Source organism: Massilia sp. YIM B02443 (genome assembly GCF_030411955.1).
GTDB lineage: Bacteria > Pseudomonadota > Gammaproteobacteria > Burkholderiales > Burkholderiaceae_D > Telluria.
The window spans coordinates 172,012-198,436 of the sequence record NZ_JASNRA010000009.1; the positions used below are offsets into that span (position 1 = coordinate 172,012).

The window sequence follows — 26,425 nt, forward strand, 5'->3', positions numbered from 1 at the left end:
GATAGATTTCCCCGTCAAACACTTTACGGATGAGCGATAGCTTTTCGTAAAAAGCCCGTTTATAGCTGAGCTATAGAAGCTGCCTATCCTGGCGTATGGATGAGCGATAGCATTGTGCATGAATGCACAGTCCGGGTCTGAGCTGACCGTTTGACAACGGCCAGCTGTATGCTGAATCCTTGTTTATCCGACGGTTTCTCCTCGTGCAAAGGCGAGCAGGTCAGCATTCACCCGATCCTTGTGCGTTTCAGTCAAGCCATGTGGCGCGCCTCGGTATTCGACCAGCTTCGCGCCCTGGATCAGCTTGCCGGAGGCACGTCCGCCGACGTCGATCGGCACCACCTGGTCGTCGTCGCCATGGATGATCAGGGTCGGCTTGTCGAACTTTTTCAAGTCTTCACGGAAATCCGTTTCCGAAAATGCGGCGATCGAATCGTAGGTGTTCTTGTGTCCGCCCAGCATCCCCTGCAGGAACCATGACTGCACCAGCCCCGGCGACGGCGTGGCGCCGGGCCGGTTGAAGCCGTAGAACGGCCCCGACGGCACGTCCAGGAACAGCTGGGCGCGGTTGGCATGCTGCTGGGCGCGCAGGTCGTCGAATACCTGGCGCGGCACGCCACCCGGATTGTCGGGCCGCTGCACCATCAGCGGCGGCACCGCACTGATCAGGGCCAGGCGCGCGATGCGTCCGGTGCCGTGGCAGCCGACATAGCGCGCCACTTCGCCGCCGCCGGTGGAAAAGCCGACCAGGAACACGTCGTTCAGGTCGAGCAGTTCCATCAATTGCGCCAGGTCGTCGGCGTAGTGGTCCATGTCGTTGCCGTCCCACGGCTGGCTGGAGCGCATGTGGCCACGGCGGTCGTGCGCCACTGCGCGGTAGCCGTTGTTGGCCATGTGGAACATCTGCGATTCCCAGCTGTCGGCGCCCAGCGGCCAGCCATGGCAGAACACCACCGGCCGGCCGCGGCCCCAGTCCTTGAAATAGATCTCGACGCCGTCGCGGGTGGTGAAGGTGCTGGCGCTGCGGCGCGCGCCCACCTGCAGCGTTTCGTGGGCCAGGGCGCCGGGCTGGATATCGTTGGCCATCATGTTTCCTTTCATTCATGAAAGGCCGTGGCGCAGCGGCCGCATGGGGCGCCGGCATGCGCCATCCCGCCAGCGCCCGCGCCGCCCGGCAGGGTTGCCGGACACCTCGATTGTCGATCAACGATGTGTAGCCGATGTCGATCCGATCAATATCGCTCGGCGCCGATGAGCGGGCAAATGTGCTATGGCGGCCACGATTTCGCAGCCGCCATCGACGTTGAATGCACAAACGCCATCTTCTGGCTACGTGTTATTGCTTAGCTGTGGCAGGCAGGCTACGCAACAAGTTCTCGTGTGGAAACTCTTCACGTACAATCGCTTCATCACACATTTCTGCAAATATAGTTTCGCGAATGCAGACCGTCAGAACATTGCCTCGCCGCCTGCTGCCCCGCGGTCTGGCCGGCTATATGGCGCTTGCCACCTCGGTCCTGTGCGCCATCCTCACGATCGTCCTGGTCACCCTGGTACAGAACGAGGCGCGCGACCACGTCGAACAGAGCATCGGTTTCGGCCTGGGCGAACTGGCCCAGCAGGCGGCCGACAAGCTCGACCGCGGCATGTACGAGCGCTATCGCGAAGTCAACCTGCTGGCGCGCCGCATCGGCGACCTCGGCCCCAACCCTACCTTCGAGTCGCAGCGCCGCATGCTGGAAGACGCCCACCGCAGCTACGGCTACTACAGCTGGCTCGGGCTTGCCGGCCTGGACGGCACGGTGCAGGTGTCGGCGCGCGGTCTGTTGCAGGGCTCCAATGTATCCGCACGCCCGTGGTTCAAAAATGCCTTGAAAGGCACCCACATCGGCGACGTGCACGAGGCCGCGCTGCTGGCCAAGCTGCTGCCGGCGCCCGGCGGCGAACCGCTGCGATTCGTCGACGTCGCCTTCCCGGTCGATGGCCCTGACGGCAAGCCGCGCGCGGTGCTGGGCGCCCACCTGTCCTGGCAGTGGGCGCGCGACGTCGAACGCTCGGTGATCCAGCCGCTGCAGGTCGGGCGCGCGGTGGATGCGCTGATCGTGGACGCCAACGGCCTGGTGCTGCTCGGGCCGCAGGGCTTGCAGGGCGAGACGGTCGACACCCACAGCCTGCGCCAGGCGCGCAGCGGGCGCGGCATCGGCTATGTTTTAGAGAAATGGAATGACGGCAAGGAATACCTGGTCGGCTACAGCCAGACCGCCGGCTATTCCGATTATCCCGGCATGGGCTGGACCGTGCTGCTGCGCCAGGAAGCCGCCAACGCCTACGCGCCGGTGCATCGCATGGGCCAGTACGCGCTGTGGACCGGTGTCGGCCTGGCGGTGTTGTTCTCGATCGCCGGCGCCCTGGTGGCGAACTGGATCACCCATCCGATCAAGAGCCTGCAGGAATATGCCGACCAGATCCGCAGCGGCCAGGTAGCGCCGCTGGTGCCGCACGAGCGCGCCTACGACGAGGTGCGCAGCCTGGCCAGCGCCCTGAACATGATGATGGGCGAGATGATGGGGCGCAGCCGCGAGCTGGAAGAGCTGAACCGGACGCTCGAGCACCGGGTGCACGAGCGCACTCACGAGCTGGCCTCGGCGCTGGCCACCGTGCAGCAGAACGCCCAGCACATCAACACCATCATCGAGACCGCCCACGACGCCTTCATCGGCATGGACCTGGACGGCATCGTCACCGACTGGAACACCCAGTCCGAGCGCATGTTCGGCTGGCGCCGCCATGAAGCGATCGGCCGCCCGCTGGCCGAGCTGGTGGTGCCGGCGCGCTATCACGATTCGCTGCGGCGCGCGATCCGCGAATTCCGCACCACTGGCCACACCGGAGCGCTGAACCGCCGCGTCGAGCGCACCGTGTCCAACCGCAAAGGCGAGGAGTTCGCGATCGAAATGACGACCGGCATCGCCGGCATCGGCGAGCGCACCTTCTTCAGCATCTTCTTGCACGACATTTCGCTGCGCAAACGCGTGGACCAGATGAAGAACGAACTGGTGGCCACCGTGTCGCACGAGCTGCGCACCCCCTTGACCTCGATGCGCGCCTCGCTCGGCCTGCTCAAGAGCGGTGCGGCGGGGCCGATCGACGGCGAGATCCAGGAACTGGTCGACATTGCCCATCGCCATTGCGAACGCCTGGTGCGGCTGGTGGGCGACATGCTGGACGTGGAAAAGATCGAATCGGGCCGCCTGTCGGCGCACCCGAGGCCGCAGCCGCTGTATCCGATCGTGGACGACGCGGTGGGCGCGATGCGCGGCCAGGCCCAGGACGCCCGGGTCGGCCTGCACAGCGGCTGCGCGCCGGGGCTGGAAACGGTGGACGCTTGCGTCGACCGCGACCGCATCACTCAGGTCCTGATGAACCTGGTGTCGAACGCGATCAAGTTCGCGCCGCCGCAAAGCGCGGTGGAAGTGACGCTGGCGCAGCACGGACAGGCCCTGCGCATCACGGTGGCCGACCGCGGTCCGGGCATCCCGCCCGCTTTCCGCGAGCGCATCTTCCAGCGCTTCGCCCAGGCCGACGCCGGGGCCGACCGCAAGGCCAGCTCGGGGCTGGGGCTGGCGATCAGCCGCCAGATCGTGGTCGAGCACGGCGGGGAATTGTGGTTCGAGGACCGGGTGGGAGGCGGGACGGCGTTCCATGTGGATCTGCCGCCGCAGGTGTGATGCGCAGGTGTGATGGTGGGCGCCGCTTGCGGCGCCGCTAACGTAGCGCGCGAGGCTGGACGCGGCGCGCCGCTTCTACCCCTCCAGCAAGCCCTTCGCCGCCTCCAGCAGCACTTCCGGACTGAACGGCTTGACCATGTAGTAGTCCGCCCCCGCCGCCATGCCGGCGGCGATGTCGCTCTGCTGGCCGCAGGCCGACAGCAGCACGATCTTCACGCCCGCCGTGCGTGGATCGTCCTTGATCTGGCGGCATAGCGCCAGCCCGCTGATGCCTTCGCCCAGCCACACGTCCAGGATCAGGAGATCCGGCGCCTTCTCGTGCAGCAAGGCCAGCGCCGATTCGGCGCTGGCAGCCTGTGCCACCTCGCCCAGCGCGCGCAGGCTGAGGCGGATCAGCAGGCGCAGGTCCTGCTGGTCGTCGACCACCAGAATCCGGTTCAACTTGCCGGTCATCACGTCCTGCGTCATCGCGCCGCACCGCCTTCCGTTGCCGGCAGCCACAGCGCCACCTGGCTGCCGCCGCCCGGCGTCGAGTCGATCTCGACCACGCCGCCGTGCAGGTCGACGATCTCGCGCACGATGGTCATGCCAAGGCCGTTGCCGGCGACGTCGGGCAGGGCGCCGGCGCGCCAGAAGGCGTCATAGACCTGCTCGCGCTGTTCCGGCGTCATGCCGATGCCCTGGTCGCGCACGGTCGCCAGCACGCCCGGACGGCCGTCGCGCGAGTCGAGCGAGAGCGCGATCGCGACCCGGCTCTCGGGCGCTGAATAAGCCAGCGCGTTGCTGACGATATTGTGCAGCGCCTGCTGGATGCGCAGCGGGTCGGCGAACACGCGCGGCAGCGCCGGGCCCGGCTGCAGGTCGAGGCGCGCGGCCTGGGCCCGGTCTTCCAGCGCGGCGTGCATCTTGGCCAGCACCTCGCGCAGGTCGAGCGCGGCCGGGTGCAGCTGGCTCGAGCCGCCGGAGTCGATGCGCGCCAGGTCGAGCATCTGGTTCACCAGGCTGATCAGGCGGGTAGCCTGGCGGTGGATGATGTCCATCAGCTCGCGCCCGGTGGCGGCGTCGAAGTCGCGCTTGAGCAGCAGTTCCGAAAAGCCGAGGATGCTGGCCATCGGGGTGCGCAGCTCGTGGCTGGCGGTGCGGAAATAATTGTGGCGGCGCTCGTTGGCGGCGCGCATCCGTTCCTGCTCGGCGCGGTAGGGTGCGACGTCGTGCACCGCCACCGCCAGGTGGGTGCGGCCGTCGAGCGGCATGGCGGCGATCGTGATCTCGGCCGCGAACAGGGTGCCGTCGGCGCGCCGGCCGCTGCCGTCGTGGCGCTTCACCGGGGCCGGCTCGAAGCCGATCAGGCTGGCCGCCGGCTGGCGCGCCAGCACGGTGCAGGGAGCGCCGAACATGCGCTCAGCCGCTTCGTTGCAGGACACGATGGCGCCGCTGTCGTCGAGCAGCAGCACGCCGTCCGGCAGGTGGTCGAGCAGGGCGCGCACCGCGTGCTCGCTGCGGCGCTGGCGCTCGGCCGCAATGCCCAGTTCGATGGCGGCGACTTCGTTGCCGACGATGCCGGCCAGGTCGCGCAGCAGGACGCGTTCCTCGTCGTTGAATTCGCGCGGCACGCGGTCGAGGATGCACAGGGTGCCGATGCGGTGGCCGTCGCCGGCCGCGATCGGCGAACCGGCATAGAAGCGCACCGGGTTGTCGCCCTGCACCATCGGGGTGTGGGCGAAGCGTGCGTCTTCGCAGGCATCGCGCACCACCATCACGTCGTCCTGCAGGATGGCATGGGCGCAGAACGAGGCGGCGCGCGGGGTTTCGGGAAGCGTCATGCCGACGCGCGACTTGAACCACTGGCGCTCGGCGTCGATCAGGCTGACCAGCGCCGTCGATACCCCGAACAGGCGCGCCGCCAGGCGCGTGATGCGGTCGAAACGGGCGTCGGGCGGCGTGTCGAGCAGGTTCAGGTCGAGCAGGACCTGGAGGCGCTGCGCTTCGTTGTCGGGTAGTGGAGCAACTGCGGGAGCGGCGGCGGCGGCTGAAGCGGCAGGCTCGGCAATGGCGGTCGCGGGCTGGATGGCATGCGCGGTCATGGTTTGTCTCGTCGGGTGGCGCCTTGGGCGTTGTGTTGAACCGGTCTCAGGCCGCCTTCGGCAGCGCCGACGTGACCGCCGCGCGCAAAGCCGCCAGCGGCGCCGGCTTGGTGAAGAAAGTCACGTCGGCGGGCAGGCCCATCGACAGTACGGTTGGTTGGTCCAGGCCGCTGATCACGACCAGCGGCAAGGTGGCGGTGGCCGGGTCGCCGCGCAGGGCGCGGATCATGCCGAAGCCGTCCAGGCCGGGCATGTGCAGGTCGCTCAGCAGCACGTCGGGACGGGCATGGCCGACCTGGGCCAGCGCTTCGATGCCGTTGCTGGCCTTGCGCACGGCGATGTTCATGTCCCAGGTCGAGATTTCAAGTTCGTACAGACGCAGCAGCATGGGGTCGTCGTCGACGATCAGGACCGAGCGCGGCGCTTCGACGGCGGGCGCAAGCGTGGTGGCGACGATGGACGCGACAGGCGTGGCGGCCTCGGGCACGGCGGCGATGGCCGCGCTGGAAAAGGCGGCCGCGGCGGCGGCGACGACGGCGGCGCGCAACGCGGCGCTGGAAGCGGAACCGGCCCCTGCGGCGGCGCCGTGCCCGGCCAGCGCGTTGCGCCGGCCTTCGAGCAGGCACTCGACCGAGTCGTTGGCGATGCGGCGGTGGCCGCCGGCGGTCTTCCAGGCCCGCAGCGTGCCGTTCTCGACCCACATCTGGACGGTGCGGTGCGAGACGCCGATGCGCGCGGCCGCCTGGCGGGTGGTGCAGAACGCGGCGCGGTCGTAGCCGGGCTGTTCCACTGCTTCGTGATCGGCAATTTTCATATTTACCGATTTTACTGTTTCACATTTGCCTGTCAAGGCAAACCCGCAGCGCCAAGAAATTACTGTCGAGCAAGCGCCGAGCGGCGCGGTTTTTGTGGCGCGGGCGGTACACCCGCGCTCGCCAGACTGCCCGATCAGCCCGCTACCGGCAGGTAGACGGTAACTTCGGTGCCGACCCCGACCGCCGATTCGACGACGATGCGGCCGCCATGCAAGTCGATGATTTCTTTCAGGATTGTCATGCCCAGGCCGCTGCCGGGCACGCTCGAGTCGCGGTCGGCGCGGTAGAACGCGTCGAACACCTGGCTCTGCTGGGCGGGCGTCATGCCGTAGCCGCGGTCGCGCACCCGGATCGCGATCTCGCGCCGGCCCTCGCCGGTTTCCAGGCCGGCCGCCAGCACGATCGGGGTATCCGGGGCCGAATACTTGATGCTGTTGCTGAGGATATTGGTCAGCGCCTGCTGCAGCTTCTGGACGTCGGCCGTCAGGCGCGGCAAGCCTTCGGCCAGCTCGACGCTGACGCGGTGCGCCTGGCCCAGGCCTTCCAGCCCGGACAGGGTCCTGGCCACCAGCGCCTGCAGCGTCACCGGGGCGATCTTGAGCTGTTCCTTGCCGCCGGCCTCGATGCGCGCCAGGTCCAGCAGCTGGTTGACCAGCTCGACCAGGCGGCTGGTTTCGCGGTGGATGATCTCGACCAGCTCGCGCTGGGTAGCCGGATCGAAGTCGCGTTTGAGCAACAGTTCCGAAAAGCCCAGCACGCTCGACATTGGCGTGCGCAGCTCGTGGGTGGCGGTGGCGAAATGGTGCCGGCTGCGCTCTTCCAGCGCGCGCCGCGCCGAGATGTCGCGCACGGTGGCGGCGAACATCGGGCGCCCGGCCCACAGCAGGGCGCAATACGACAGTTCGATCGGGAACGGGGCGCCGTCCAGGCGCCGCGCGCCGGTCTCGCACGGCGCGCCCTCGGGCAGGCGGCCGTGGGCGCGCAGGCGCGCCGGGTCTTCCTCGAGCAGCGTATGCACCGGCCGCCCGATCAGGGCGCCGGCGCCGGCGTCGGCGCCGAAGATGTCGGCCGCCGCGCGGTTGGCGGCGACGATGGCGCCGTCGGCGTCGAGCATCAGCACGCCGTCGGCCAGGTTGGCCACCAGCGCCCGTTCCCAGCCCGAGGGCATGGCCCCGGCCGGGCCCAGCACCGGGCGGCCGGTGGCGCCGGCGCGCAATTCCTCGCCGGCGATCGCGGCCAGGTCGCGCAGCGCGCGCAGCTGGCCTTCGTCGAAGCGGCGCACCGCGCTGTCGATCACGCACAGGGCGCCGACCCGGCTGCCGTCGGGCGCGGCCAGCGGGATGCCGGCGTACGAGCGCACGTGCGGCGCGCCCTGCACGAACGGGTTGTCGCGGAAACGCGGGTCGAGCAGGGTGTCCTCGATCGTCAGGCCGTGTTCGTCCTGGATGGTGTAGGTGCAGAAGGAATCGGCGCGCGAGGTTTCCTGCAGGTCGAGGCCGGCGCGCGACTTGAACCACTGGCGCTCGGCGTCGACCAGCGCGATCAGCGACACCGGCACGTCCAGCAGGCGGCAGGCCAGGCGGGTGATGCGATCGAAGCGTTCCTCGGGCGGAGTGTCGAGCAGGTGCAGCGCCTGCAGGGCGCGCAGACGCACAGTTTCGGGCTGCAAGATCGCGGGCTGCAACATCGCAGGCTGCAATACCGCAGCTTGCGCGACGGCTGGCTGCAGGGGCAGGGGAGAGGCGGTACGGTGCGTGCTGTCCGGCTCGTTGTTCATGTTGTTTTTATCCTGATTGCTGCTCGCCTGCCTCCGCGCCGGCTCCGAAGATCTGTTCCACGGTCTTGCGCAGTTCGGCGAACCGCACCGGCTTGGAAAACACCGGAATGTCTTCCGGCAAGCCCATCGAAGCGATGGTAGCGCGGTCGAGGCCGCTGATCACGACGATCGCCATCTTGCCATAACGCGGATCGGCGCGAAGCGTGCGTACCATGCGGAAACCATCCATCCCCGGCATGTTCAAGTCGCTGATCAACAGGTGGGGACGCGCCTCGCCGATCCGGATCAGGGCGTCGAAACCGTCGCGCGCCTTGATCAGCTCGGCGTCCAGGCCCCAGCCCGAGATTTCCAGCTCGTACAGGCGCAGCAGGGTGGCGTCGTCGTCGGCCATCACGATGCGGCGGCCGGCGGCGGCTTCCGGCTCGGGCGCCGCCGCAGCCGGCGCGTTGGCCGACACCGCCTGGTTGCGCTGCGCCACCAGCCGGTGCACCGACGACAGCAGGATGCGGCGGTGGCCGCCCGCGGTCTTCCACGCCTGCAAGACGCCGCTCTCGACCCACAGCTGCACCGTCCGGTGCGATACGCCCAGCAGGCTGGCGGCCTCCTTGGTGGAGCAGACTTCGGAAGAAGCGGGGTCGGATTGCTGTGCCGAGGGCGAATTACTGTGCGATGTCATGGATGTTCGTGTGCATAGGTAAATAGCCCTAGCGCCATGCCGGATTGGTCATGGCGCACGATGCATTACGCGATCCGGCAAGCGGCAGCGCGGGTGAATACAGCTGGGCAAGTCAACAATCTATCAAATTATCACGTTTCGCGATAGTGAAAGGTGGTAACTAATTTCTGGATTGTAACTTACGGTCGCTGATCGTGGCGCACTATTGCACGGTCACGGTAATCGTGACCTGTCCCGACGCCCCCGGCGCCAGGGTTCCGGTGAAGCCCCACTCGACCTTGCCGTTGGCGCCGGGTTCCGGTTTTGCCGACACCGAGCAGGTCGCCAGGCCCGCCGGCAGCGCGCCGCAGCTGCTGTCGGCGTAGGTGGTGAAGGCCGGTGTGCTGTCGCTGATCTTCAGGTCGTTGAGCGTGGTGGTGCCGGTGTTTTCGTACCTGATGGTGTAGACGATGGTCGCGCCCGGGGTGGCGTTGGCCTTGTCCGCGGTCTTGCTCAGCTTGAAATCGTCGCACGACTGGCCGATGCCTTCCACCGTCACCACCATCTGGCCCAGGCCGATGCCCAGCAGTTTCAACAGCGGATCGGCGACGCCGCTCAGCACCGGCGCGATCACCGGCGTGATGGTCTTGGTGACCAGGGTCTTGACCAGCGGTTCGACCACGCCCTGCAGCAGGCCGAGCAGGGGCATGCTGTCGATCTGCAGGTTGTTGACCAGGCTGTTGGCGGCGTTGGTGACGAACACGGCGCTGGTGCTGACGGTGCGGGTCTGCGGGAAGCTGCCCGACATCGTCACGCTGCGCGAGAACGGCGCATCGCCGCGCACGATGCTCTTGACCTTGAGCGGGATGTTGACCGACGCCAGGCCCAGCGCCAGGGTGGCCTGCAGCTGGCCGATGGTGCCGAAGCCGACGTCCGAATCCAGGATGCGCTTCGAGCGGTTGAAGAATACGCTGTCGTCGATGCTGCCGATGTAGATGTCGGCCACGCCCGGCGCCACCTGCAGGGTGACGCTCTTGGCCACCGCGTCCACGGCGCCCAGGCTGCCTTCGCCGCGCGCCACGTCCACGTAGACGTCGAGCTTGCCGATCGCGATCGAGGCCGATTGCAGCAGGCCGAGGCCGACCAGGGTGTCGGTGACCGGGGCCAGCGTGACCAGGTCGAGCTTGAGCTTGACGCGGATCGCCGCCGAATGGAAGGTCGAGCCGGTCGGGCCGCAGACATACGACGGCGGTTCGATCGCCTGGGCGTACAGCTGCAGGCTGTTGACCACGCCGGCTGCGCCGAGCAGGCCGCCCGAGATCCCGATCGGGGCCGGGGTGGTCAGCACGTTGCTGCGGTTGTACAGCTGCACCAGGCCGGTCAGCATGTCGAGCGCGTTCACGGTGGTGGTGCCCAGGCTGCCGGTGTCGACGGTCAGTTTCAGCAGGTCGCCCAGGCGCACGGTGCCGCCGGCGCCGTTCAGCGCCGAGGCCAGGCCGGACAACGCCGAGGCCAGCTGCGGCTTGGCCTCGGCCTGGGCCTCGAGCGACAGCGCGGTGGCGATCTGGGCCAGGGTGACGTTGGCGCCCAGCGCTTGCGACGGGCTCGACAGGTTGAGCTGGGTCTGCAGGATCTTGAGCGTGTTCAGCAGGTTCAGGTTGCCGCCCGCCAGCGCGTTCCAGTCCAGCGCATTGAGCGAGACGCCGGTGCCGAGCAGGCCGCCCAGCAGCGGGCCGAGCAGGGCGCTCTGGCTGGTGTCGACGCTGGCCAGGCGCGGGCCGGCGGTGATGCAGGCGCCGGTCGTGGTGCAGGCCGCCTGCGACGGCGCGGCGCCGAACAGGCCGGCCGCCAGCAGCAGGCAGGTGATGATGAAATGGTTCAGCCAGACCAGGCGCGGGAGATGATGTTTCATGTCGAATCCAGTGTGTTCTGTTTTATTTCAGTGCATCGCCCGACAGCAGGCCCTGCAGCGTGTTTTCGTCGAACTTCATGCGCACCCGGGCGAACACGCCCTTGGCGGTGGCGTCGGCGCCGGCCAGGTCGCGCTCCTTGAAGCCCATGAAGTTGTAGCCGGCCGAGACCCACATGTTCTTCTGCAGCTGGTAGCCCGCTTCGACGCCGGCGGCGTACTGGCGCCCGCGCGTGTCGCGGTCGAGCAGCACCTGGGCGGTGGCGCCGATGTCCCAGTCTTCGTTGATCTCGTAGGTGGCGCGGCCGGCCACCAGGTGGCTGACGGTGCGGCTCGACAGGCCGCCCGAACGGTCCGTCGCCAGCTTGGCGGCGTAGCGTGCGCTCAGGATCGTGTCGCGGCGCGGCTGCCAGTTGGCGTTGACCGACACGGCGTGCACGGCACGTTTCAGGTCGGCGATACCATCGTCGCGCTCGAGCTTGTACTCGTACTTGGCCAGGCCGTTCACGCCGATCGACTCCAGCGCGCGGTAGGCGACGCCGCTTTGCAGCACTTCGGTCACGCGCATGGCGCGGGTCGAATTCGAACGATTGGCGGCCAGGGTGTTCTTGCCAAGGAAGGTCCAGCTTTCGTCGATCTTGTACGCCAGGCCCAGGGTGCTCAGCACGCCGTCGCTGTCTTCGGCGTGGCGCAGTTCGAGGCGGGCGTTGCCGCTCCAGCGCGGGTGGCGGTTGACTTCGATGGCGCCGGTGACGGCGATCGCTTCGTTGGCGCTCGAGCCCGACAGCACTTTCACGCGTTCGAGGCTGGTGTTGGCGCGCACGCCCTGGCCCAGGGTCCACAGGTTGCGCAGGCCGAGGGCTGCCTCGGCCTGGCGCTCGCCGGTAATCGATCCAGCCGGGGAGGTGCCGCCGGCGCGGTATTCGGAGAACACGCGGCCGTCCTGCATGTAGTCGGTGTCGACGCCGATCACGGTGGCCTGGCGTTCCTGGCCCTGGTTCAGGGCGTAGGTCGAGCCCAGGCTGCTGATCAGCTCATGGCGGCCATAGATGCGGCTGCCGCCGGCGAAGCGGTAGTCGCCGCCCAGCGCCAGCATGCGGCGGCCGCTGTCCTTGACGTCCTGCTCGGCTTCGACGAACACGCCGGCCTGCGGCAGGCCCGGGATCTGCATCGCGACCTTGGCGCGCACGCTGGTCAGGTCCGGGTTGGCCAGCACGACGGGGTTGCCATTGACTTCACCAGCCTGCTCCCTGGCGTGGCGCACGCCGGCTTCCACCTGGATGCCGTTGGCGAAGGTGTAGCCGCCGAACACTTGCACACCGTTACGCTTGGCATCGGTGGCCAGGTCGGCCGTGTGCAGCGCTTCCAGGCCAGCGCTGGTGCGCTCGTCGAAGCGGTAGCGCACGCGGGCGCCGCCTTCGGTGCGGCCTTTCGGCAGGGTGCTCGACTGGTTGTCGAACCCGGCGTCGGCGCGGCCGAAGTAGGCGTGGCTTTCCAGGGCGCCATCGTTGCGGGTGGCGTCGATGCGGGCGGCGCGGCCGGTCTTTTCCAGCCTTTCCATCTGCGCCGCTTCCACGATCACGACCGTCTTCTCGTCCGGCTTGACGGTGGCGTTGATGCTGGCCAGGCGGCTCAGGGCGGCCGGGTTGCGGTCTTCGACCACGGCGGCGCCGACTTCGACGGCCTCGTTGATCTTGTACTGGGCGGCGGCGCCGCCGACCCAGAAGCGCGGGCTGCCCTGGTCGACTTCATAGCTGATGCGCAGGCTGACCGGGTTCAGGTCCGGGTCCAGGCTGGCCACCGGAGCGCGCAGCAGGATGCGGCCGGTGAGCGGCTCGATGTCGTAGTCGACGTAGCGCACCAGGGCGCGGCGCGACAGCATCAGGCCGGTCTGGTTGCGGTCGCGCACGACGATTTCGACGCGCTCGCTGTTGATGACCATCATGCCGCCACCGGTGAGGAAGGGGCCCGAGGTGCCGTTGGCGGCGATTTCTTCCACCATCTGGCGCGTGCTGTCGTAGCTCAGGAACGACTCGAAGGTCAGGCCGCCAATGTCGGCGTGCTGGCGCAGGCCGGTCAGGTTGCGGGTGTAGGCGCCCAGGTTGCGCGCCGGGGTGGCCGACGGCGGCACGAAATCGCCGTACATGACCCACGAACGGTCGCGCTCGGCGCGCACGAACAGGCGGCTGGTCGACTGCGCCTCGAAGCCGCGGCGCGATTCGTCGCCGTAGGTCGGGTAGTAGGCCAGCGGGTCGATGTCGCGGAACAGTTTCGGTTCGGTGTCCTTGTCCGAGTCGTACGCCATGGTGAGCAGGGTGTTGTCGCCGACCTGGCCCTTGGCGAACATGGCGGCGCGGGCGCCGGTGGCCAGGCCCTGCTTGTCGTCGCTCTCGGCCATCTGGCGCAGGCGGTCTTCGAAACCGTCGAAGTCGCGGCGCGGATTGGCGGTGTTGCCGCGCGCACGGTTGAAGCTCACCGCGCCTTCGATCACGCCGGCGGCCACCAGCGGACGCAGGTCGGGCACGAAGCGCAGCACGCTGTCGGCCTTCAGGTCGCCGCTGGCGGCGTGCAGGCGTGCCTCGGCAGACTGGGCCGGGGCGCGCAGGGCGAATTCGCCATTGCCGCCTTCGATGAACACCTGCAGGCCCGGCTCGCGCGGATCCAGGTCGGCCTGGTCCCATTCGCCGGCAGTCGCGTCCAGGGTGACGGCGGTACGCTCGGCAACCGGCACGCCATGCGCGTCTTCCAGCTTGACCCGGACCATGACCTTGCGCTGGCCGTCGGCCGGCGCGGTTTCGCTTTGCGGGCTCACCTGCAGGCGCGCCAGGGCGCCCGGGGCGATGACGGTGATGCTGGCGTTGCCGCGGGCGTTGCCGAAGGCGTCGCGCTGGGCGACTTCCAGGGTGTTGCGGCCCGGCTTGAGGGTGACGCCGACGAAGTCGCGCACTTCCAGCTGGCGCTCGGCCACCACGGCGCTCTGGCCGATGTTCTTGTCCGACACCGGCTCGCCGTTGACGCTCAGCGTCACGCTCGATTCGGCCGTGCCTTTGACGCGCACGGTGGCCTGGGTCGAGGCCAGCACGGCGCCATCGGCCAGGTCGACGAAGCCGAGGCTGTTGTCCATCGCGGCCAGGTCGGCCTTGGCGGCGGCTTGCGGCGCCTCCGGGGCCGAGGTACCGAACTCGGCGGCAGCCCTGGCGGCTGCGCGCAGGGCCTCGGCGCGGGCGGCGATGGTCTCGTTGATGGCGGCGCTGCAGCCGGCGATGGCGAAGTCGGCCTTGGCCAGTTCGCCGTCCTTGAGGTCGACGAAGCGGCTGCCGGCGTCGCCGGCGTTGCGGTTCGACAGGATCGCCAGCTGGCTGCCTGCCGGCAGGGTGTTGGCGTCGACCTTGGCCACGTGGGACCGCGGCGAGACGTCGCTGAAGCTGTAGCGGCCGTCGGCATCGGTCTGCGAGAAGCTGCCGTCTTCGAGCCAGACGCGCACGTCCGGCACGCCCATTTCACCCTTGTCGCGCAGGCCGTTGGCGTTGCAGTCGGCAAAGATGTTGCCAATGATATAGCCCTTTTCGCTGAACACGCCGGCCGAGACTTTCACCTTGGCGGCGGCCACGGCGCTGGTGAAGGCCAGCGGCGCGGCGCTGCTGGCCTGGGCGCGGTTGATGCCGTCGCCCTGCAGCGCGCCGGCGCCGATGCGCACGCGGTAGCGCAGCACGTTGACGCCCTTGGCGGCGACGCGGCCGACCGGCACGCGCAGCACCGGGCCGCGGTTCTCGAACCCACCCACCGGCGCGCCGTCCAGGCGCATGGTGCCCGGCACCAGGCTGAAGCCGGCCGGCAGGGTGTCTTCGACCTGCACGCCGACCAGCTCCTGCTCGGCGGTGTTGTGGACGCGGATGGTGTAGTCGAGCACGTCGCCGACTTCGACCTGGGCGCGCGAGGCGTTCTTTTCCAGGTACAGGGTGCCCGGGATCGGGTCGAGCGGGACGTCGATGGTGACCACGCCGCTGGCTTCGCTGACAGTGAAGTCGCCGCCGTAGGAGCCATACAGATTGGTTTCGCGGCTGGCCGGCAGGTCGCCCGGCTTGACCTTGGACGGGAAGCCGTAGTTGGTGGTCGGGATCACCACCAGGCGGTACAGGCTGGGGGCGACCAGCGGGAAGTGGTACATGCCGCCCGGGTCGGTGATGTCGGTGCTCGGCATGCGGGTCACGCCGTCGACGTTGAACACGACCGCCGGGCCGCCCGGGTTGCCGCCATTGCCGGCGCCGGTGACGTCGATCAGGGTCACGGTGGCGCCGGGGATCGGCTGGTTGGTGGCGCTGTCGTAGACGATGCCGATCGGGTCGACCAGCACGGTGGTCGAGATCGGGCCGCTGCCGCAGCCGTTGATGGCGGCGGTCAGGACGTCGTTGGGAAGCACTTCGACCTTGCCATTGCCGCTGCCCAGGCTGGCGGCGCTGCTGGTGGTGGTGCTAGTGCGGACGATATTGGGTTTGCCTTCGGTGTCCTCTGCATCCATGGCAGCTTGCTCGGCTGCTGCGGCGGCCGCGGCAGCGGCTTGCACCGCGCGGCGGTCTTCAGCGGTCGCGCTGATGCGGAAGGTGCCGGTGTCCATGCCGGTTTCGGTGGCGGTGTACTGCTCGCTGTCGCCGGTCATCTTCGAGGTGATCGACACGCTGATGTTTTCGACGGCGCTCGGGTTGACGGCGCATTCGGCGGCTTCGATCTGCACGTACAGGTCGCCGCTGGTGCGCACCGCGCGCGCCACGCTGCTGAACGACGCGCTGGTGTAGTAGGTGATGGTGTCGCGCTGGGTGGCGCGGACAGTGTTCGATTGCACGGTGGCGCTGGCGCCGGCCGGGTTGGCGAAGCTGGCGCTGGCCTGGTTGACGATGGCGGCTCCCGCGTTCAGGGACAGCAGCGCGACGGCGCTGATCAGGAACTGGATGACGTGTCGGAAGAGAGAGGTCATGGTGCGCGGGAGTCTTCGTTGGTATTCGGGGCCGCGCCCGCCTGTGGCGGGCGCGGACTTCGTGCTGCTTGGGTGTTGCTACTGCGTGATTACTGCGTGATTACGGGTTGATCTTCACGCCGAACTGCATCGTGTTCGACTGGCCCGGATTCAGGGCGCCGACGTTGGCGCTGACCGAACCGACCAGGCCGTTCAGCGGGGCCAGCACGCTGCCCAGCAGGGTCGAGGCGGCGGCGGCGTCGTGGTACACGGTGTTGGCCGGGATGTTGTCGGTCATGACCACCGCGGTGATCTGGGTCGCGCCTTTGTTGGTGGCGGTGATGCGGTAGCGGATGCACGCGCCCGGCACGGCGCCGCCCGTGATCGGGTCCTTGGTGAAGGCGCCTTCGATGGCGCCGTTGCAGTCGGCGTCGAGCGCCTGTTCCTTGACCAGTTCCAGCAGCGAGTTGGCGGCGGCGATGGTGACCGCTTCGCGGATCTTGTCGGTGACGCCGGTGGTGCCCGAGATGGCGCGGAAGTAGATGTCGGTGGTGCCCACGGTGGCGCCGGCCGACGGGGTGACTTCGGCGTAGATCACCGGATGCGCGCCGGCGGCCACGGTGGCGGCGGTAATCACCTGGTTGTTGGCGTCCTTGAACACCACGGTCCAGCCTTCCGGCAGGGTCTGGGCGCCGAAGCTGCCGTCGGTGCTGGCCTGCAGGTTGAAGGTGTCCTGGGTGCCGCCGTTGTTGCTCAGGTACAGGGTGAAGCGGGTCATGGTGCCGGCCGTGGTGGTCTTGTTCTCCAGCGCGGCGCCGCCGTCGACGTAGGCGCCGTAGCCCAGGGCCGTCGAGCCGAAGCCGTTGGCGGTCATGTCGAGCGCGGCGCCGGCGGCGACGGTGGTGTTGTCGATGGCGGTCTGCGAGACGGTGTTGGCGAACACGCTGGCGGCCTTGACGGTCAGGGCGTTGGTGGCGCCGGTGGCGGCGCCGGCCGGCAGGGTGGCGACGGCCACGAATTTATAGGTGCCGCCCACGGCCACGCTCGGGGTCACGGTGATGGCGGGCGCGCCGTCGTCGGCGATACCGTCGCCGTTGGTGTCCGGGAAGAACTGCACATTGGCCATCTGGAACACGCCGGCGTTGGTCTGCGACAGGGTGAAGCTGTCGGCGGCGTTGCTGTTGTTGGTGATGGTGTGCGGGTACGAGACGGTGGCGCCGGCGGCGCCGCTCTTGCTGGTGCCGGCCGACAGGCTCAGGCTGGCGACCTGCTGCACGGTGGTGACCACGGTATTCGATTCGACGGTCTTCACACCGGTCGAGTCCGAATAGGTGGCGCTGGCCTTGTTGATGATCTGGGTGCCGGCGGCGGTGGCGGCGTAGGCGCCGTTGGCGGTTGCCATGATGGCGACGGCAGCGACGAGAGTCAGGCGGGTTTTCATGGTGCGGGTCCTTCGAAAAGGGAGTGGTTAATTATTAAAAACTTCAGGTTTTGCACGTACGACGGGCGTGACGGGGCCCGCGCTGGACGCGCCATCAAAAAAGAACTGCGGAAACAGCGGCTAAAGAAGCCGCTTCTGACGGAAGGTCAGGAGCGGGCGCCGGCCACGCGCATGCGCGAGGTCACGGTCGCGGCCTGGCCGGGCGCCAGGTCGCCCAGTTCCCAGCGCAGGAACCGGTATTCGGCAGGCGGAACCGTCTCGATGACGCGCTTGCCGGCGCGCGTGACTTCGCGCGTCAGGGGAATCTGGGAAAACTGCTTGCCGTCGAGGCTGGCCTTGATCGCCTTCGGGGCGGCGCTGCCGTCGAGGTAGGCCATCGCGCCTTCCGGCACCGGCAGGGTGGCGGCGACCGCCTTGGCCGGCAGCTTGCCGTTGTTCTGGTACGTCACCTGGTATTCGATGGTGTCGCCCGGGTTGGCGACGGTGGCAGGGACCAGCTTTTCGGCGCCGTCCTTGGTGGCGGCCACCACCTGGAAGGCCTGCAGGCGCACATCGACCGGCTGGACGGCATCGGCGGCGAAGGCACGCGTGCCGGCCAGGACGATGAAGAAGAACATGAAGATATTCAGGACACGGGTGAACATGGAATGCCTTTCTTGCGAGCGGTGGTTCGGAGGGGTCATCATGGTGTTTCGGATTTGCTGAATTAGTTGATGGATCGCATTTTATCGAATTTGCGGAGTTTCTCAAGAAAAATCTTTCACTTCTACTGTTTTTCTTTTTGCCGGGAAACATCACAGCAGATTGCTATCGTTGATACAGCGCCAATTGACGGCTTGTATAGCTGAATCGAGCGCTGACAGATTGATCACTGTTGTCTAAGGACAACAGCATAAGCAGAAGTCATACCTTTCGACTTTGCCGGATTTACTGTTTGCCGGTTTTGCGGCATCATCTGTTCTGAATTTGAAATCGACGTCGGCACCGCGTCCTGGCGCCGCAACCTCCACCTCACATCGGACATATGGAAACGATCTATCTGGAATCGGGCAGCGACCTGCAAGACCTGCGCGCCATCTACGCCGCGCTCGACAGCGCACAAGCCATCATTGAATTCGACCTGAACGGCAACATCCTGCGTGCCAACGACAACTTCCTGTCGGTGACCGGTTATACGGACGATGAATTGGCAGGCCGACATCACTCGATGTTTTGCGAGCGCGCCCTGATCGACTCGCCGGCGTATGCCCGTTTCTGGCAGGAGCTGGGCGCCGGCAAGGCCGAGCGCGCCGAATACAAGCGCATCGCCAAGGGCGGGCGCGAATTCTGGATCAATGCGTCCTATAACCCGGTGCGCGACGACAGCGGCCGCGTCTGCAAGATCATCAAGTTTGCCACCGACGTCACCTGCGAAAAAATGCGCGCCGCCGAAACCAGCGGCCTGGTGTCCGCCATCGGCAAGGCCCAGGCCGTGGTCGAGTTCGACATGAACGGCATCGTGCTCGACGCCAACGCCAATTTCCTCGACCTGCTCGACTATGCGCTGGAAGACGTGCGCGGCGAACACCACCGCGTGTTCTGCGACGACGAGTACGCCGCCAGCGCCGCCTACCGCCGCTTCTGGGGTAAGCTCAACCGTGGCGAATTCGACGCCGGCCGCTACAAGCGCCATGGCAACAACGGCAAGACCGTGTGGATCCAGGCCACCTACAACCCGATCTTCGACGCCAACGGCAAGCCGTTCAAAGTGGTCAAGTTCGCCACCGACATCACCGAGCAGGTGATGCTGGAACAAGCCTCGGTCGAACGCGCCGAAGCCGAGCGGCGCAAAGTCGATTGCCTGCTGGAGCAAGTGGCGCGCGCCGCGCGCGGCGACCTGACCGGTGCAATCGACACCTCGGGCGACGAGCCGCTGGATCAACTGGCGCGCGGCGTCATGAAGATGATCGGCGACCTGCGCGAAGTGATCGGCGACGCCGTCTCGGCCGCCGGCAAGCTGAACGACTCGTCGCGCACCATCGCCGACCGCTCCAACACCGTCGCCGCCAGCGCCCAGGCGCTGGGCGCCACGGTGGAACAGATGAACGCCTCGGTCGACGGCCTGACCGCCTCGATCAGCACCATCGCGCGCAGCACCCAGGACGCCAACGGCCTGGCGCAAGCCACCCGCAACGAAGCGGAAATCGGCGCCAAGGCGATCGCCCGCTCGATCGAAGCGATGGCGGCGATCAACCAGTCGTCCGAAGACATCGGCGAAATCGTGAAGGTGATCGGCGAGATCGCCGGCCAGACCAATATGCTGGCCTTCAACGCCGCGATCGAAGCGGCGCGCGCCGGCGAACACGGCCTCGGTTTCTCGGTCGTGGCCGACGAAGTGAGGAAGCTCGCGGAACGCTCGTCGCAGGCGACCAAGGAAATCTCGAAATTGATCAACGAATCGGTGCGCCGCGTGGCCCAGGGCAGCGAGATCTCGCGCCAGGCCAGCGAAGCGTTCGACCGCATCACCGCGGGCGTGGCCAAGACCTCGCTGGCGATCGCCGACATCACCACCAGCGCCAACGAGCAGTCTCTGACGGCCAAGGAAGTGGCGGCCGCGATCCTCTACATCGCCCAGGAAACCGAGCGTTCGGCCGGTTCGTGCGACAGCATCGCCCGTTCCACCGAAGGCCTGAACGAGCACGCCGAGCACCTGAGCAGCACCGTGGCCCGCTTCGTGGTCTGAGACGGCAAGGAACCGGAAACATGGAACTGTGCGACGACAACCTCACCGCGATCATTGGCCTGGTGCGCAAGCACACCGGCATCGCAATGAACGAGCACAAGCGCGTGCTGCTGCAGGGCCGCCTGCTGCCGCGCCTGCGCGCGCTGGGCTTGAGCTCCTACCGCGCCTACATCGAGCGCCTGGCCACTGACCGCGCTGAAGTCGCATCGTTCATCAATTCGGTGACCACCAACGACACCGCCTTCTTCCGCACCCCGGCCGTGTGGCGCTGGCTGGAGCGCGAGTTCCTGCCAGGCTGGGTAGCCCGCGGCGAAACCCGCCCGCTGCGCATCTGGTCGGCGGCCGCGGCCACCGGCGAGGAGTCGTACTCGCTGGCCATGACCTGCCTCGAGTTCGCGCAGCGCGCGCCGGACCTGCGCTTCGAGATCATGGCCACCGACATCTCGACCGACGCCCTGGCCACCGCGCGCGCGGCGCTGTACCGCGGCCGCAGCGTCGAGCGCTTCGAGCAGGACTATCCGGCGCTGTTTCGCAAGTACCTGCGCCCGGTGGCCGGCGGCTTCGCCTTCGGCGCCGACGTCACCGGCCACGTGAGCTTCGGCGAGCACAACCTGTTGCAGCGCCCGCCGCGCGCCGGCTGGTTCGACCTGGTCATGCTGCGCAACGTCCTGATCTATTTCGATCACGAGAACCAGGAGCGCGTCCTGGCCGGCGCCCACGCCGCGATGCGCCCGGATGCGCGCCTGGTCCTGGGCGAACAGGAATCCATCACCCGCCTGCAGACGCCGTTCGCGTTCGAGCAGGCCCACGTTTATCGCATTGGCGGAGAAAAATAATGAATATGCAGAGCCTGAACCAGATGTCGTATGTGCTGTCCGGCCAGATGGAGATCGGCCAGGGCGAGCAGGTCCTGACCGCGCTGCTCGGTTCCTGCGTCGGGATCGGCATGATCTGGCGTAAGGAGCGCCGCTGCGGCCTGGCCCATTGCTTCCTGCCCGAAGGCGTGGAGAGTGGCGAGGATTCGGCGCGTTACGTCAGCGCCGCCGTGCCGCGCCTGCTGGCCAGGCTGGGCGTGCGCCGCGAGCAGTACGAAGAGGTCGACGTGATCGTCGCCGGCGGTGCGCGCATGCTCAACCTGCGCAATGCCGACGGCACTGTCGGCTCGCGCAACATCGAGGCGGCGCGCGTCCAGCTGCTCGAACGCGGCCTGCAGGTGATGTTCCAGGACGTGGGCGGCTCGCACGGCCGCCGCCTGTCGATCGACTGCGAGCGCCAGACCTTCAGCGTGGTGCGCATCGTGCGCGACCAGCAGACCCCGCGCCTGCCGCAGCCTTATCAGCAGCCGTCGCAGTTGCCTCAATATCAGCGCCAGGCGGTGTTCGCATGAGCGCGCAGTTCTCCCTCTCTAGCGCCGGCGACGAGCGCATGGTGGGGCGCCCCGAAGTGCAGGCCGCGCTTGCCCAGCGCGAAGCGCAACACGCCGACGCCGCGCGCGTGCTGCGCGAAGCGGCCGGCATGGAAACCGTCGGCACCTTCTTCCTCAACGGCCAGGAGTTCGCGCTGCCGGCGGCCGCCGTGCGCGAAGTGGTGGGCATGCCCGAGCGCGTGACCCCGATCCCGCTGTCGCCCGACTGCCTGGAAGGCATCTTCACGCTGCGCGGCGCCGCCATTCCGCTGCTGAACCTGGGCCGCATCTTCGAGACCGATGCGCCAAACGCGCATGCCGGCCAGCGAGTAGCGATCATCGACCACGACGACATCCAGGTCGGCCTGCTGTTCGACGCCACCGGGGAAGTGCTGCGCGTGCGTCCCGAGCAGCGCGCCAGCCTGCAGTATGACGCCGCGCAGGCGAAGTGCGTGGTGGCCGGCGCCATCACCCTGGACGACGGCGCGCGCATCGTTCAGATGCTGGACGCCGCCGCCCTGGTCCGGATCGACAACGTGCCGCAGGTGCGCGCCCACGCCAGCGTGCAGCGCGACGCCTGGCGCATGCGCTTCCTGCGCCAGGCGCAGGGCCGCAAGTGCATCTCGTTCACCGTCGGCGGCCTGCGCTTTGCCCTCGCCATGGAAGCGATCCAGGAGATCATGCGCGTGCCCGAGCTGCTGCCCTCCGTCATGCTGGGCCGCCTGTGCAAGGGCTGGATCAACCTGCGCGGGGCGCCGGTCGGCGTGGTCGATTTCGGCGCCATGCTGCAGTGCGCGCCGGGCCTGGGGGAGGAAGAAGAGCGTCGGATCCTGGTGGTACGTGTGGGCGGCGAGCAGCTTGGGCTGCTGGTCGATGCGGTGGACGACATCCGGCCGTACTTCGACACCGACATCCTGCCGATCCCGCTGCTGGGCACCGCGCGCGGCGCCATGTACCGCGGCTGCCTGCCGAACGTCGAGCTGGGCGACAGCCTGTTCCTCGACCACGAGCGGCTGTTCTCGGATGCCGAAGTGGCCGAGATCTGCGCCGGACACCGCCGCCTGTATGCGCAAGAGGCCAGCGCCGCCAGCGCCGCCGCCAAGCGCGCCACCGGCCGCCGCGTCTACCTGGCGTTCTCGCTGGAGACCGGCTGGGCCGCCGACATCAGCCAGGTGCGCGAGCTGGTCGACTTTGCCGGCCCGGTGACGCGTCCGCCGGGCATGCCCGACTGCGTGCACGGCATGATGCAGGTGCGCCAGCAGATGGTGTGCGTGATCGACCTGCGCCGCCTGTACGGCATGGCGCCGCTGGAAGAGCGCAGCGCCTGCCGCATCCTGGTGCTGGAGCACGAGGGCGAGCGCTTCGGCCTGATCGTCGACCGCGTCGACACCATCCTGTCGCTGCCAGACAGCCAGCGCCGCCCGTCGCCGCAGCTGCTGCGCGTGAACGGCCCGCAGGACATGCGGCGCGACAGCGCCGAGGTGCTGGAAGTGCCGGGGATCGACGGCAAGGAAGACGTGCTGACGCTGTTCGACAAGGAGCGCTTCATCGCGTCGCTCAAGGAGCAGCTGGGAGGGCAGGTGGCGGCTTGAGCGCCGTGCAAGACCGCTTCAGCCGATAATCACAGTGAGTCCATCGACGTCATCCCCGCCTTCGGGGGTGACGTTTTTTTTTAAGCCAGGCGCTCGAGCAACGCCCCCAGCTGCCCCGCATCATAGGGCTTCCCTAACCACGCATCCGCCACCTCCGGGCGCTCGCTCCCGCCCGACACGATCGCCACCCGCGTCGCCGGCAGCCGTTCCTTCACCAGCCGCGCCAGCGCTTCGCCGTGCATCCCGGGCAGCTGCAGGTCGGTCAGCACGATGTCCGGCCTGCGCGCCAGCAGTTCCAGCGCGGCTTCCGCGCAATCGGCCTCCAGCACCTCGTAGCCCAGCAGGCGCACCAGTTCCGCCGTGTTGTCGCGGATGTCGGCGTCGTCTTCCACCAGCAATACGCGCGCCTTGTACCCATCAGCTGCCGGCGGGGCGGAAGAGGCCACAGGAGCCTCGGAAACGCCCGCCACGGCCCGATTCTTCTGCTGCTGGTTGCCCAGCACGTGACGCACCTTGCGCGCCAGCGCGTCGCGCGTATACGGCTTGCCGAGCAGTTCCACGCCCGGATCGAGCCGGCCGCCGTGCACGATCGCGTTCTCGGTGTAGCCCGAGGTGAACAGCACCGCTACTTCCGGCAGCCGCGCGCGCGCCTTGCGCGCCAGGTCCGGGCTGCGCAGGGGGCCGGGCATGACCACGTCGGTAAACAGCAGGTCGATGTGCACGCCGCTGTCGATCACGGTCAGGGCCGCGCTGGCGTCGCCCGCGCGCAGCACGCGGTAACCGAGGTCGGTCAGCATGTCGACCACGGTCAGGCGCACCTGCTCGTCGTCCTCGACCACCAGCACCGTCTCGTGCCCGCCCGCGACCGGCTGCGCCAGCTGCTCGCCCGGGTGGTCTTCGGCCCCGTAGGAGCGCGGCAGATAGATCTTGACCGTGGTGCCTTCGCCGACCTCGCTGTAGATCTTGACGTGGCCGCCCGACTGCTTGACCAGGCCGTACACCATCGACAGGCCCAGGCCCGTGCCCTTGCCCTCGGGCTTGGTCGAGAAAAACGGCTCGAAGGCCTGGTCGATCACGTCCTGCGGCATGCCGCTGCCGGTGTCGCTCACCGCCAGCAGCACGTACTGGCCGGGCGCCACCTCCGGGTGGGTGGCGCAGTATTGGTCGTCGAGCGCAGCGTTGTTGACCTCGATGGTCAGCTTGCCCGCGCCATCCATCGCGTCGCGCGCATTGATCGCCAGGTTCAGGATCGCGTTCTCGATCTGGGCCGGATCGACCTCGGTGGTCCACAGGCCGCCCGAGACGATCGTCTCGATGTCGATCTCTTCGCCCAGCGCGCGCCGCATCATGTCTTCCATGCCGGCCAGCAGGCGGCTGATCTTCACTGCGCGCGGCTCGAGCGGCTGGCGCCGCGCGAACGACAGCAGCGAGCTGGCCAGCTTGGCGCCGCGCTCGACGCCGCTCATGGCGCTGTCGACGCGCTTGCGGATGTCGGGCATCGGCTCTCCATGTTTATCGAGCGTGCGCCCGATCAGCTGCAGGTTGCCGCCGATGACCTGCAGCAGGTTGTTGAAGTCGTGCGCCACGCCGCCGGTGAGCTTGCCGATGGTTTCCATCTTCTGCGCCTGCTGCAGCGCCGCCTCGGTGCGCCGCATCACGTCCAGCTGCTGCAGGTCGGCGCTGATGTCGCGTCCCACCGCGTGCACGTAATCCTGGTCGGGCGAAGCGGTCCACGACAGGTGGCACCACGAACCGTTCTTGCGCCGCCAGCGGTTCTCGAAGCGGTACACCTGGCCGCCGGCCTGCAGCTCGGCCACCTGGCGCCGGGTCTGCTCGCGGTCGTCCGGATGCACCAGTTCGAGGTAGGACGCGCCCAGCATCTCGGCTTCGCTCCAGCCCAGGATCTGGGTGAAGGCCGGGTTCATCGCGTACAGCGTGGTCTCGTGGTCGGCCACCATCATGATGTCCTTCGACAGGCGCCACATGCGGTCGCGCTCCGCGGTGCGGCGTTCGACCCGCTGCTCCAGGCTGGCATTGATGCTGGCCAGGGCGTCGCTGGCGCGCTTCTGGTCTTCGATGTCGATGCTGCTGCCGATCCACAGCGCGGCGGCGCCGGCTTCGCGCCCATCCTCGCCTGGCGAGATGCGCGCGCGCACCAGGTGCCAGCGCCAGGCGCCGTCGGCGCGGCGCAGGCGCGCCTCGATCTCGAACGGGGTGGCGCTCGAGACGCTGGCCTGCCAGTGCGCCTGGTAACGCGCGGCGTCGTCGGGATGCAGCAGGCGCGTCCAGCCATGCCCGAGGAGGGCGTCGGGCGCGAGGCCGGCGTAGTCGAACACCTGGTCGTTGAACCATTCGGCGCTGCCGTCGGCGCGCGCGGCCCAGACGTGATTCGGCATGGCCCGGGCGAAGGTGCGGAAGCGTTCCTCGCTGGCGCGCAGCGCGCGTTCGGCGGTGACCCGTTCGGTGACGTCGTTGCCCTCGACGAAGGTGGCGAACACGGCGCCGGTGCTGTCCTTCAGCGGCTGCAGCACGAAGTCGATGTAGCTGTGGGTGGCGCCGCCCTCGGGCGCGCGCAGGGTCAGCGGCGCGCCTTCGGCGCGCACCGCCTCGCCGCTGTCGAAGCAGGCGTCGAGCGCCTCGACGATGCCTTGCTCGGCCAGCTCCGGCACCGCCTCGTGCACCGGCAGGCCGAGCAGGGGACGGGCGCCGACCAGCTTGCGGTAGGCGCCGTTGGCCAGCGCGTAGCGGTGCTCGCGCCCCTCGAGCAGGCAGATGAAACCGGGCGCCTGTTCGAACATGGTGTTCAGGCGCTCGCGTTCGGCGCGCACGCGCCGTTCGGCCTTGACCTTGCTGGAGGTCTCGACCACCACCGACATCACGCCGGCGATGTCGCCGTCCTGGTCGCGGATCGGCGAATAATCGAGGTTCATCCAGACCTGTTCCGGCGCGCCGCTGCGGTGCAGGGTCAGTTCCTGGTCCTGGTAGCTCAGCGTGCCGCCCGCCAGCCCGACCCGCATCACGTTGTCGTTGAAGTCGGCCACTTCGGGCCAGCCTTCGCGCACCTTGGAGCCGAGCAGCCGGGGATGGCGCCCGCCGGCGAACACGCGGTAGGCGTCGTTGTAGATCATGTAGCCGTCTTCGCCCCACAGGGTGACGATCGGGGCCGGGGTCGCCATGATCAGGGCCACCGTGGTCTTGAGCACCGCCGGCCAGCCGTCGATCGGGCCCAGCGCGGTTTGATCCCACGGGAAGGCGAGCAGCAGGCGCGAAGTTTCGTCAAGCGCGGGCAGGAAGGGAAGACTGGCTTGCGGCATCGGGATACAATGAAAAATGGCGGTGTGGGCAT

16 protein-coding genes are annotated in these 26,425 nt (G+C 68.1%); 5 read left to right on the plus strand and 11 right to left on the minus strand.

Annotation, left to right across the window (positions count from 1 at the left end; all coding sequences use genetic code 11):
- Positions 1-183: 183 nt before the first annotated feature.
- Positions 184-1,086 (minus strand): alpha/beta fold hydrolase, encoded by a 903-nt coding sequence (locus tag QPK27_RS11825; protein ID WP_290418465.1) that lies wholly within the window; start codon positions 1,084-1,086, stop codon positions 184-186.
- Positions 1,087-1,496: 410 nt separating this feature from the next.
- Here QPK27_RS11825 and QPK27_RS11830 point away from each other — a divergent pair, with 410 nt between their 5' ends.
- Positions 1,497-3,728 (plus strand): sensor histidine kinase, encoded by a 2,232-nt coding sequence (locus tag QPK27_RS11830; RefSeq protein WP_290418432.1) that lies wholly within the window; start codon positions 1,497-1,499, stop codon positions 3,726-3,728.
- Positions 3,729-3,803: 75 nt separating this feature from the next.
- On the opposite strand, the gene QPK27_RS11835 is transcribed toward QPK27_RS11830, so the two are convergent.
- From QPK27_RS11835 to QPK27_RS11875, 9 genes are all read right to left on the minus strand, one after another.
- Positions 3,804-4,181, minus strand: coding sequence for a response regulator transcription factor (locus tag QPK27_RS11835; protein WP_290418433.1), 378 nt, complete (start codon positions 4,179-4,181; stop codon positions 3,804-3,806).
- Positions 4,182-4,192: 11 nt separating this feature from the next.
- Positions 4,193-5,812: an ATP-binding protein gene (locus tag QPK27_RS11840; protein WP_290418434.1), complete on the minus strand. Its 1,620-nt coding sequence runs from the start codon at positions 5,810-5,812 to the stop codon at positions 4,193-4,195.
- A 46-nt stretch (positions 5,813-5,858) separates the two neighbouring features.
- Complete coding sequence (locus QPK27_RS11845) at positions 5,859-6,626, minus strand: response regulator (RefSeq protein ID WP_290418435.1); 768 nt, start codon at positions 6,624-6,626, stop codon at positions 5,859-5,861.
- A gap of 134 nt (positions 6,627-6,760) precedes the next feature.
- Positions 6,761-8,296, minus strand: a complete 1,536-nt coding sequence (locus QPK27_RS11850; RefSeq protein WP_290418436.1) for an ATP-binding protein — start codon at positions 8,294-8,296, stop codon at positions 6,761-6,763.
- A gap of 115 nt (positions 8,297-8,411) precedes the next feature.
- The gene (locus QPK27_RS11855; RefSeq protein ID WP_290418437.1) at positions 8,412-9,080 is read right to left on the minus strand and encodes a response regulator; all 669 of its coding nucleotides are present in this window, start codon (positions 9,078-9,080) and stop codon (positions 8,412-8,414) included.
- 202 nt (positions 9,081-9,282) lie between these two features.
- A complete protein-coding gene (locus QPK27_RS11860; RefSeq protein WP_290418438.1) occupies positions 9,283-10,971 on the minus strand; it encodes a hypothetical protein in 1,689 nt (562 codons plus the stop codon).
- Positions 10,972-10,993: 22 nt separating this feature from the next.
- Positions 10,994-15,940 (minus strand): SdrD B-like domain-containing protein, encoded by a 4,947-nt coding sequence (locus tag QPK27_RS11865; protein WP_290418439.1) that lies wholly within the window; start codon positions 15,938-15,940, stop codon positions 10,994-10,996.
- Between the two features lie 100 nt (positions 15,941-16,040).
- On the minus strand, positions 16,041-17,360 hold the full coding sequence (locus QPK27_RS11870) for a hypothetical protein (protein ID WP_290418440.1): 1,320 nt from the start codon (positions 17,358-17,360) through the stop codon (positions 16,041-16,043).
- Between the two features lie 146 nt (positions 17,361-17,506).
- Positions 17,507-18,004, minus strand: a complete 498-nt coding sequence (locus QPK27_RS11875; protein WP_290418441.1) for a hypothetical protein — start codon at positions 18,002-18,004, stop codon at positions 17,507-17,509.
- 380 nt (positions 18,005-18,384) lie between these two features.
- On the opposite strand from QPK27_RS11875, the gene QPK27_RS11880 reads away from it, so the two are divergent.
- Genes QPK27_RS11880 through QPK27_RS11895 form a run of 4 tightly spaced genes read left to right on the plus strand, consistent with a single transcriptional unit; the run spans position 18,385 to position 23,079 of the window.
- On the plus strand, positions 18,385-20,082 hold the full coding sequence (locus QPK27_RS11880; protein WP_290418442.1) for a PAS domain-containing methyl-accepting chemotaxis protein: 1,698 nt from the start codon (positions 18,385-18,387) through the stop codon (positions 20,080-20,082).
- Between the two features lie 20 nt (positions 20,083-20,102).
- On the plus strand, positions 20,103-20,918 hold the full coding sequence (locus QPK27_RS11885) for a protein-glutamate O-methyltransferase CheR (RefSeq protein WP_290418443.1): 816 nt from the start codon (positions 20,103-20,105) through the stop codon (positions 20,916-20,918).
- Complete coding sequence (locus QPK27_RS11890) at positions 20,918-21,469, plus strand: chemotaxis protein CheD (RefSeq protein ID WP_290418444.1); 552 nt, start codon at positions 20,918-20,920, stop codon at positions 21,467-21,469. The genes QPK27_RS11885 and QPK27_RS11890 overlap by 1 nt, the downstream gene beginning before the upstream one ends.
- A complete protein-coding gene (locus QPK27_RS11895) occupies positions 21,466-23,079 on the plus strand; it encodes a chemotaxis protein CheW (RefSeq protein WP_290418445.1) in 1,614 nt (537 codons plus the stop codon). Before QPK27_RS11890 ends, QPK27_RS11895 begins: the two co-directional genes overlap by 4 nt.
- 80 nt (positions 23,080-23,159) lie before the next feature.
- On the opposite strand, the gene QPK27_RS11900 is transcribed toward QPK27_RS11895, so the two are convergent.
- On the minus strand, positions 23,160-26,393 hold the full coding sequence (locus QPK27_RS11900) for a PAS domain S-box protein (RefSeq protein WP_290418446.1): 3,234 nt from the start codon (positions 26,391-26,393) through the stop codon (positions 23,160-23,162).
- Positions 26,394-26,425 lie beyond the last annotated feature (32 nt).

What these genes read in the sequence shown, in the direction of transcription:
- QPK27_RS11825 (WP_290418465.1), bottom strand. Translation starts at nt 1,086, where the DNA reads ATGGCCAACGATATCCAGCCCGGCGCCCTGGCCCACGAAACGCTGCAG.
- QPK27_RS11830 (WP_290418432.1), top strand. Translation starts at nt 1,497, where the DNA reads ATGGCGCTTGCCACCTCGGTCCTGTGCGCCATCCTCACGATCGTCCTG.
- QPK27_RS11835 (WP_290418433.1), bottom strand. Translation starts at nt 4,181, where the DNA reads ATGACCGGCAAGTTGAACCGGATTCTGGTGGTCGACGACCAGCAGGAC.
- QPK27_RS11840 (WP_290418434.1), bottom strand. Translation starts at nt 5,812, where the DNA reads ATGACCGCGCATGCCATCCAGCCCGCGACCGCCATTGCCGAGCCTGCC.
- QPK27_RS11845 (WP_290418435.1), bottom strand. Translation starts at nt 6,626, where the DNA reads ATGAAAATTGCCGATCACGAAGCAGTGGAACAGCCCGGCTACGACCGC.
- QPK27_RS11855 (WP_290418437.1), bottom strand. Translation starts at nt 9,080, where the DNA reads ATGACATCGCACAGTAATTCGCCCTCGGCACAGCAATCCGACCCCGCT.
- QPK27_RS11860 (WP_290418438.1), bottom strand. Translation starts at nt 10,971, where the DNA reads ATGAAACATCATCTCCCGCGCCTGGTCTGGCTGAACCATTTCATCATC.
- QPK27_RS11865 (WP_290418439.1), bottom strand. Translation starts at nt 15,940, where the DNA reads ATGACCTCTCTCTTCCGACACGTCATCCAGTTCCTGATCAGCGCCGTC.
- QPK27_RS11870 (WP_290418440.1), bottom strand. Translation starts at nt 17,360, where the DNA reads ATGAAAACCCGCCTGACTCTCGTCGCTGCCGTCGCCATCATGGCAACC.
- QPK27_RS11875 (WP_290418441.1), bottom strand. Translation starts at nt 18,004, where the DNA reads ATGTTCACCCGTGTCCTGAATATCTTCATGTTCTTCTTCATCGTCCTG.
- QPK27_RS11880 (WP_290418442.1), top strand. Translation starts at nt 18,385, where the DNA reads ATGGAAACGATCTATCTGGAATCGGGCAGCGACCTGCAAGACCTGCGC.
- QPK27_RS11885 (WP_290418443.1), top strand. Translation starts at nt 20,103, where the DNA reads ATGGAACTGTGCGACGACAACCTCACCGCGATCATTGGCCTGGTGCGC.
- QPK27_RS11890 (WP_290418444.1), top strand. Translation starts at nt 20,918, where the DNA reads ATGAATATGCAGAGCCTGAACCAGATGTCGTATGTGCTGTCCGGCCAG.
- QPK27_RS11895 (WP_290418445.1), top strand. Translation starts at nt 21,466, where the DNA reads ATGAGCGCGCAGTTCTCCCTCTCTAGCGCCGGCGACGAGCGCATGGTG.
- QPK27_RS11900 (WP_290418446.1), bottom strand. Translation starts at nt 26,393, where the DNA reads ATGCCGCAAGCCAGTCTTCCCTTCCTGCCCGCGCTTGACGAAACTTCG.